Consider the following 8,731-nt stretch of genomic DNA (forward strand, 5'->3'; position numbering starts at 1 on the left):
ACCAACATGCTCAAGCTGGCCAAGGAGGTGCTGCAGAAAACCTTCAAGGTGATCGTGCTCAAGCAGGATCTGGCCAAGACCCGCCGGCTGATCAAATCTCTGTCCGCCGCCGGGATCGACATGGAGATCATCCCGGAATACAGCCTGAGCCACTACATCGAGCAGGGCAACAAGGTCTTCATGGGTGCATTATCCATTGCCGACGACATGAAGGTGGTGTCGGCCATTGGATCGGCCAATATCGTCAGCCTGTGTCACCTGAACAACCTGCCGGTCTACCTGTTTGCCAATACCCTCAAATTCTCCCACCGTCCCTCATCCCAACAGCGGATCCATCGAAAAGTGGAATCCAAAACTCACGGGGACATCTCTTTCCAGTTGACCACTCACTCTCACGACACCGTGGACCTCAAGCATGTGGATTTTCTGGTCACCGAAGACGGCATCATGGACAAGGCGGCGATATCGGAATTTATCAAAGCCCCCCGGTAGTGAGCGAGCGCACTGCGTTGGCCATAAAAAGATACGTCAGGGTCAATTGTCGTTTAGTATCGTGGTGACCATCGCGCGGTCCTCTTTAACCGCGGTCTGTTGGTCGGAGGAACCGGTGGCTTTGGGCAGCGCTTTCCAGCGTGACTTGTACATGCCTCTGAAGGCAATTTGGAACATGGCTTCGAGGAGCGAATAAACGGAAACGTCGTGGGGGGGGGTGGTAAAAGCGGCGATGGCTCGTCGTTTTTACGATTCGCCCTGTTTTAATCGATTCAAGTTGTTCAAGAATGCAACCATCTGGGGGGCTACCCGGCGATGGTGCTCAGGAAGCTGCGCGTGGTTTTCCCACCTGGCCACCTGCTTGGCGAGGGTTTCACATGGCGCCTCCAAAAGAAATACCTTGTTTTTTTCACTCCTAAAAAGCGGTGAAAAAGAGACATGCTTGCGGATTGCACGGTGAATAAGGGCGTTTTCACGCTCCAACTCTTGCTTGATTTCCGGTGCCATGGTTTCGGGAACCGACAGGGTCAACTGATTCAATATGTCTGAAAATGAAGATAATTGGGCTTTTATGTCAGTGGCTGCGGCCGACCAGAATATTTGGCTCATGGCTTTGACGGTGGCTTCGTCTGGATTGGTTCGGTCACGGCTGGACTTGAGGATTTTCAATATTCCCGGAAAAGAACGGGCGGCACGGGGGAACAGGTTTGTGCCGGCAACCGCCTTGAAAATAATCGCGATGGTGGCAAACCAATCCTGAAGATGAAGTGCATCCGCCAGATTTCCAAAATTGGAGGCTATCGTCTTGTTTCTCAACAGGTGGAGCGGGGTGGCATAAAGGGGCGTTCCTCCGAGAAGCGGTTGCGCAATGGTGTCGTCACGGGTAGGTTTCAGGGAAATTGCCGTTTCTACATCGATCACGCCGATTGAAAAGGCGCGCTTATTTTTCAGAAATTTCGGGTAGGCATCCGGATCTGCATCCAAGAACAAATTATCCGGCTTCAAATCCCTCAACGCCAATTGCTTTTCTTTAAGCAGGCATAGCAGCGTCAGCATATTGGATGCGATATTTTCGATCTGCTGGCGGCTTTTCGAAAAGGCGTTGGATTTCTGCTGGGTTTTCAACAGATGGATCAGATCGTCCACGTTCTTCTGATTGGATTTAAAAACGGTGGAAAAGCCATCCTTGATGCGGGCCAGCAGCGATTGATCAATTCCTTTTTCTTTCAGCTGACGATTCTCTCCGGTGATGTAGGCAAGAAACCAGTTTTTGATCTGGTAGGGATGGATTTTTTCACCTGGGGCCGACGCGTTGACAATCCGTTTGGCTTCGGCCTCACAAAGCCGGTACAGCGTTTGGAGCCCCTCAAAAACGGGGAGCGCGCCCAATCCATATCGGATGGTGAAGGCCTCCTGGTCCCAAGCCACGTCCGGCGCCTCAAGGAATTCGTTGACTGTGTGGTCTTTGGACGCGTGCAATTCATCGATGACCCGCCCTAAAAAGAAACTGTTGGTCAGTTCCATGAAAAAGGCGAACCGGCCGCCGATTTTCAGGTATTCCTGGTACTCGGGACGCTCTTCAACCAATCGGATATACTGTTTTTCCAGTTGTTCCGGGGTAAGGCTAGATTCGTAGGGCAGCTTTTTAACCTTCTTAAGCACCACGGATACCATGGGCACGATGCAGGTGACCGGTGAAAGATGTGAGGCGATCTGCACCTCTCTTCGAATGTCGCGTATATATTTTTCCATATCCGTGATGGGCGCCGGTGGAATTTTTACCACCATGTGGGTGTCGTAGATGACGTAAAAACATTTGCTTTTGCTGCCAGTCTCTTCACCCAACGGTCCGACGGACATCCGACGGGTCAGCCAATCGCTGCTGCCCTTGACGCCCAACTCGAAAATTTTCATTTTCTGTGATGCAGTGGTGTCGGTCATGGTAAAGCGGGCAGGAACATCCTGATCCAACCCGTTTTGAACCTTGTAGAGCCCAAGGAAAAAAAGTGCGATATCTCGCAGATCGGAAGTCTCCTGGCACTGCTCCTCAACATCGCCGGATCGATCGGACCGCAAAGAGCAACCGTCAGCACTCAGTGCTCTTGAAGCTTCGGTTTTTACTGCACGCGATAACATCAGGATCAGTTTAGCGATTCCAGATGTGGCGGCGAGCATCAACAGAAAAATCAGCAGGCGGCTGTCAACAACGCGAATCAATTTTTGATGGAATCCCAATTGCGCCATGGCCTGTTGCCGCTTACTGTCGATGATACGAAGCAGGGAGGTTTGTTTCTGGATGTTGATTGACCCGACCGAGGTCACGTCATCTTTCATAAACATGCCGGATTTTCCGTTGGCTTCGTAGAAAACGAACTGATCCGACTGGTCGACCTTATCGACGAGGACCGGTTCTCCTCCCTTGATGTAAATGACCTGACGATTGGACATGAGACCAACTTTAAACAAGGAGATAACGGCGGTGCAAAGCACCGAGAACACGATGATGGCGATCCATTTTTTCATAGCGTGCCCATCCGTTTTATCCTGTCTACCAAGGGGGAGGTCCTTTATGGCGATGTCGGGCCTTCTGAGGCGTATTGGAGTACCACCACACCGATTTTAATGATGTCCATGTCTTTCAAGCGCACCGGCCCGCGGACGGTCTGACCATTGACTTTCGGTTTGATCCAGCCGCTGACGCCGCTGATGTAGTGGTGTTGAGGGGTCTTGCTGATGGCCGCAGCCGGATCTCCGGCCAGGAAGGAAAAAAAGCCGCCGATGACGATATCGCACCTGTGGGATCTGCCGATGGTAACCATGCTTTTTGCCAGGTCGAATCTGCCGTTCCCGCCAGCCAGAAAGGCCACGTAGGCTGATGCCTTGGGAATTTCGGGAATGTCTCCACTCTCGGCCAGCATCCGGCGGTAGACTTCCGTGTCCATGAACATGGTGTGGTCCGGGCCCGGATCGTTGGGCAGGCCGGAGGTTTTTAAACCGCCTTGTTCGGGTCTCGGTCTTGACCGCCCATGGTCTAAAAAAACCAGCGTATGCTTGCCGATGGTGATGAGATCGCCGTTCTTGAGGCTTGCCTGCTGAACGGTCAATCCATTCAGGAAGGTACCGTTTTTGCTGTTGGTATCCTTTAATATGAAGCGGTTACCTTCTTTGAGGATGACGGCATGGTTGCCGGAAACCGCGAAATTATCAATGACCAGGTGATGATTGGGATTTCTTCCAATGGAAAGGGTGTCGATTCGATCGAGGGCGAACTCTTTGATCGTTCTGTCCTTGTACTTGACGAGCATTCTGATCATTTGGCCGCCTTTTTTACGAGAGATTCTGCTCAGGAACGTTTATTCGCACCGAAAAGGGATACAATCCATGCCGGAATGCCGACAATGCGTCCAAACAGACGATTGGCTGGCCCCTCGTTTGCCGATGTGACCCGCACCACGACGACGGTAATGTTGTCCTCGCCGCCTCTTTGATTGGCCAGATCCGTCAGCTTCCTGCACGCGGACTGCGAATCATGCTGGTAGACGATGTCCCGGATTTCTTCCCTGGAAATCTTGCCACTGAGGCCGTCGCTGCAAAGGACGACAATATCGTCTGCAAAGCAAGGGGTTTCTACCAGATCTACACCCACGTCGGACCGGATGCCAACGGCCCGGGTGAGAATATGCGCCAATTTGCTTTCTGAAAACCGGCCCTCCATTGACTTGGGAATTTTTTTTCGTTCGTGAAGCAGGGTGTGGGGCGTGTATAGGGTTTCGATTTCCCTGTTTCTCAACAGGTAAATGGGGCTGTCTCCCACATTGGCGGTGATGATGGAATTGCCGGCAAGGTAGAGTGCAGAAACGGTGGTGCCCATTCCCCGGCAGGCTTTATCCGTGATGGACTGCCGGTAGATATTTTGGTTGGCCAAAAAAATACTTTGGCGGAGACGGTCGGCGGCTGAACTCTGGGCACCAGCCACGGGGGACTCGTCCGCATCCGCGTTTTCTTGAGATGGGGCTGCCATGTACCCGTCGATGCTTTCTATGGCCATTCGACTGGCTATCCCGCCGCCGCGATGACCCCCCATCCCGTCTGCCACGACGTATAGACCGATCGGTTCGTTGAGGAGGAAGCAATCTTCATTTGCCTTGCGAACTTTTCCGATATCACTGAAACCAGCGGCTTGAACCATGATCATGTGTTGCCCCTTTTTCCCTTAAAAACAATAAATTGGGATGATTGTCAAGGAAAACACGGTGTTTATGAGAAATCTTAGCACCCTAGCCAAGGGATATCGGCAATTTGTGGTCACGGTTTATTTTTTTCTCTCGCTCCGGCAATACGGGTTCCTCGATGCAGGAGGGTATACCAATGGTGCCTTTTGGCCGGATGATGATGCCCCGGCGGGTACTTGCCTTAATCGCGCCTTGTTCCTAACAGGGGTGCGTTTTCGCTGTCATGAAGGCGGGTGTTTGTTCTTGCTGAGGCATTGGTGTGGATTCCAGTTGGCGGATAGCCCTGCAGGTCAAGCAAAATTAAAGACTTAAGTGTAAACCGCCAATAAGGGAGTCATGGAAACAACACCAGCACTGTTATTTAAGGCCTGGAAAAGACTGGTCGGGGCTTATGTTCTTTCATTGGCCGTCGGTTTTCTTGCCGGCGTGCTTCTGGTCAAGGTCGGAAACATCCAACCGGAGAGAATATTTCAATTGTCCACCGAGCGGCTTTCCTATGTTCTTCCTGTGTTGGATATGGGCTCACGACATGGAATCGACAAGGGCATCCTGCTATTTTTCTGGAATACCATCGGCGCTTTGATCACCATGTCATTTATTTATACGGCTGCCTTGTTTGATCCGGTCCACATTGGATTGCCTCCGCGAGTCGTCAGAAAGATCTTTTGTGGAAAGACAAGAATGAAAATTCTCTGCTATCTGCCGGGATGTGCAAAAATCGAAGCAGAGTCTTTGCGCAGGTTATCTGTCTGGGTGATGGTTCCCCTGCTGAGTATGATTCTGCTTGGAATCGAAAGCGGTCTTTCAGTTTCAACGGCAGCTTTTATCTTCGGGTCTTTTTATTCATCCTTCATCGCGCTTTTGCCGCATGGCCTGATCGAGATTCCAACCCTTTCGCTGGCGGGCGCAGTCACTTATTCGGCACATCTGATGGTCAACAAACAGGGGCCCATCAACACGACCCGCACCGTCTTCCAGCAGATGGACGTGCATAGAAACGCCATGCCGATCATGAGAATTGTTTTATTGGTGATCGGCGGTTTGTTTCTCGCAGGGTGGGTTGAGGCACATGTCACCCTGCGAATCGTCGATAGTCTTTAAATATCCCTTTCCCGTGCCTTTGCGTGGGAACGGGGTATTCAATCAAACCTGCCGGAATACGATTTGTTCCCCTTCGGCTTCGGCGCTGAGCCGAGCACCTTCATGTATTTTTCCTTCCAGAATTTCCATGGATAGGGGGTTTTCGATCTGCCGCTGGATCACCCGCTTCAAGGGGCGGGCGCCGTAAACGGGATCGTAGCCCTGGCGGGCGATGAGGTCTCGGGCCGAATCGGCTAGGATCAGTTCGATATTCTGCTCGGCAAGCCGATCCGCCAGTCGCTCCATCTGGATCTCCACGATTTGACCGATCTGGTCCTGTTCCAGGTTCAAAAAGATGATGGTTTCGTCGATACGGTTGAGAAATTCCGGCTTGAAGCCGGCGCGCAGGGCTTCGGTGACCCGGCGCGTCATCTCTTCGCGGTCGCGGCCACCCAGATCCTGAATATACTGGCTGCCCACGTTGGAGGTCATGATGATGATGGTATTTTTGAAATCCACGGTCTTGCCGTGGCCGTCGGTCATGCGGCCATCGTCCAGGATCTGCAGCAGCACGTTGAAAACCTCGGGGTGGGCTTTTTCGATCTCGTCGAATAGAACTACCGCATAGGGCCGCCGCCGCACCGCCTCGGTGAGGTAGCCGCCCTCATCGTAACCCACATAACCCGGGGGTGCACCGATGAGTCGGGAGACCGAATGCTTTTCCATGAACTCGGACATGTCGATGCGAACCATGGCCTGCTCGGAATCGAAGATGAATTCGGCCAAAGCCTTGGCAAGTTCGGTTTTACCGACACCAGTGGGCCCCATGAAGATGAAGGAGCCGATGGGCCGGTTGGGGTCCTGGAGTCCGGAACGCGCTCGGCGCACCGCATTGGAGACTGCTTCGATGGCCTGTTCCTGGCCGATGACCCGTTTGCCCAGACGTTTTTCCATGTGCACGAGCTTCTGCCGCTCCCCTTCCAGCATTCGGCTTACTGGGATGCCGGTCCAGCGGGAGATCACTTCGGCGATATCCTCGTCATCCACTTCCTCCTTGAGCATCTTTTTATCTGACTGGAGTGCTTCCAGATCCTTATTGGCCTTTTCCAACTGGGTCTTCAGTTCACTGCTTCTGCCATAGCGCAGTTCGGCGACCTTGGCCAGATTGCCTTCCCGTTCAGCCCGCTGCTCATCTATACCCAGTTGTTCCTGGGCTTCCTTGATTTTGCGGATTTTCTGGATCAGGCGCTTTTCATCTTCCCAGTGGTTTTTCATGCCGGCAATCTGAGAATGCATGGCTTCCAAGGTGTCTTCCAGTTTGGCCAGCCGCTCCCGGGAGGCCGGATCAGTCTCTTTTTTCAGGGCCTCCCGCTCGATCTCCGCCTGGAGGATCTTGCGTTGAATTTCATCGATTTCCACGGGCATGGAATCGATTTCGATCCGCAACTTGGAGGCACACTCGTCGATAAGGTCAATGGCTTTGTCGGGAAGAAACCGGTCGGCGATATATCGATGAGACAGGGCTGCCGCAGCCACGATGGCCGAGTCCTTGATGCGGACGCCGTGGTGGACCTCGTATTTTTCTTTCAGCCCGCGCAGGATCGACACGGTGTCTTCCACGCTGGGTTCGCGCACCAGCACCGGTTGGAAGCGCCGCTCCAGAGCGGCATCTTTTTCGATATATTTGCGGTATTCATTCAAGGTGGTAGCGCCCACGCAACGAAGCGTTCCCCGGGCCAGAGCGGGCTTGAGCATGTTCGAGGCGTCCATGGATCCTTCGCTGGCGCCGGCGCCCACCAGTGTGTGCAGCTCATCGATGAACAGGATCACTTGACCTTCGGCTTTTTCCACCTCTTTGAGCACCGCCTTGAGGCGATCTTCGAATTCGCCCCGGTACTTGGCGCCGGCGATCAGCGCGCCCATGTCCAGGGCCACCAAGCGACGATTTTTCAGGCTCTCGGACACATCCCCGGCCACAATGCGCTGGGCCAGGCCCTCCACGATGGCGGTCTTGCCCACACCGGGCTCGCCGATCAGCACCGGGTAATTTTTGGTCCGGCGGGAAAGCACCTGGACGATGCGCCGGATTTCATCGTCCCGGCCGATGACCGGGTCCAGTTTGCCGCCGCGCGCCATATCCGTCAAATCCCGGCTGAATTTTTTGAGCGCCTCGTATTTTTCCTCGGGATTGGGATCGGTGATCCGCTGGTTGCCCCGGATTTCCATGAGTACCTTTAAAATGGCATCCCGGTTCACCCCGGATGCAGTCAGAATGCGGGATGCCTCTCCCGCCTGTTTGTCGCACATGGCCAGCAATATGTGTTCGATGCTGGTGTATTCGTCTTTCATCTTACCGGCTTCGGCGAAGGCGGCCTCTAAAACAGCCTTGGCTGCGGATGAGAGATACACATCCCCCCCGCTGACTTTGGGAAGCCGGACGATGGCCTCGGCAGCCGCATTGGCAAGGCTGTCCCCGGAGACGCCCAATCGTTTGAACACGGACCTGGCCACCCCTTCTTTTTCGTCCAGCATCGATGCCAACAGGTGCACCGGGTCGATCTGCTGATTGCCGTGGGTGGAGGCCAGGGTCTGGGCGCTCTGGATTAACTCCTGCGACTTTATGGTAAATCGGTCAAACCGCATGCGCTTCTCCTTACATCAACAATAGTTAAAACAAGTATTGGTCTGTATTTTGCAGAACAAATATAAACACCGCCCCTATGATGTCAAACCCATGGAACGTATCGAATTCAAATGTAATTTGAGGATCGGTGGGGGTGACAACAATGATTGTTGATCATGCAACGTCGCCTAACACTTGACGGCAAAAAGCGGTTGTGCCAAAAGCATGAAGGAAATTGAAACGACTGGATTAAACCCTCCCCGCGGCTGCGGTTGGCGGGATCTCTGCTTCGTGCGGACAATCC

General features: G+C 53.3%; 6 protein-coding genes. 2 read left to right on the forward strand and 4 right to left on the reverse strand.

Annotated features, from left to right (window positions below; genetic code table 11):
• A partial coding sequence (locus tag ABYV26_RS15030; protein ID WP_372682172.1) for a hypothetical protein occupies nucleotides 1–492 on the forward strand: 492 nt, incomplete at its 5' end.
• Between the two features lie 246 nt (nucleotides 493–738).
• Here the strand turns inward: ABYV26_RS15030 and ABYV26_RS15035 are convergent.
• The 3 genes from ABYV26_RS15035 to ABYV26_RS15045 are packed head-to-tail and all read right to left on the reverse strand — an operon-like array spanning nucleotide 739 to nucleotide 4,687.
• Nucleotides 739–3,015 carry a hypothetical protein gene (locus ABYV26_RS15035; protein ID WP_372682173.1) on the reverse strand — a complete coding sequence of 759 codons (2,277 nt, stop codon included), beginning with the start codon at nucleotides 3,013–3,015 and terminating at the stop codon, nucleotides 739–741.
• Nucleotides 3,016–3,059: 44 nt separating this feature from the next.
• Complete coding sequence (locus tag ABYV26_RS15040; RefSeq protein WP_372682174.1) at nucleotides 3,060–3,806, reverse strand: FHA domain-containing protein; 747 nt, start codon at nucleotides 3,804–3,806, stop codon at nucleotides 3,060–3,062.
• A 29-nt stretch (nucleotides 3,807–3,835) separates the two neighbouring features.
• Complete coding sequence (locus ABYV26_RS15045; protein ID WP_372682175.1) at nucleotides 3,836–4,687, reverse strand: PP2C family serine/threonine-protein phosphatase; 852 nt, start codon at nucleotides 4,685–4,687, stop codon at nucleotides 3,836–3,838.
• A 373-nt stretch (nucleotides 4,688–5,060) separates the two neighbouring features.
• On the opposite strand from ABYV26_RS15045, the gene ABYV26_RS15050 reads away from it, so the two are divergent.
• Complete coding sequence (locus ABYV26_RS15050; RefSeq protein ID WP_372682176.1) at nucleotides 5,061–5,825, forward strand: stage II sporulation protein M; 765 nt, start codon at nucleotides 5,061–5,063, stop codon at nucleotides 5,823–5,825.
• Nucleotides 5,826–5,867: 42 nt separating this feature from the next.
• Here the strand turns inward: ABYV26_RS15050 and clpB are convergent, their stop codons facing one another.
• Entirely contained in the window at nucleotides 5,868–8,447 is a 2,580-nt protein-coding gene (gene clpB / locus ABYV26_RS15055) for an ATP-dependent chaperone ClpB (RefSeq protein WP_372682177.1), read from the reverse strand.
• Nucleotides 8,448–8,731 lie beyond the last annotated feature (284 nt).

It is taken from the genome of Desulfosarcina sp., from assembly GCF_041551955.1.
Classification (GTDB): Bacteria; Desulfobacterota; Desulfobacteria; order Desulfobacterales; family Desulfosarcinaceae; genus Desulfosarcina.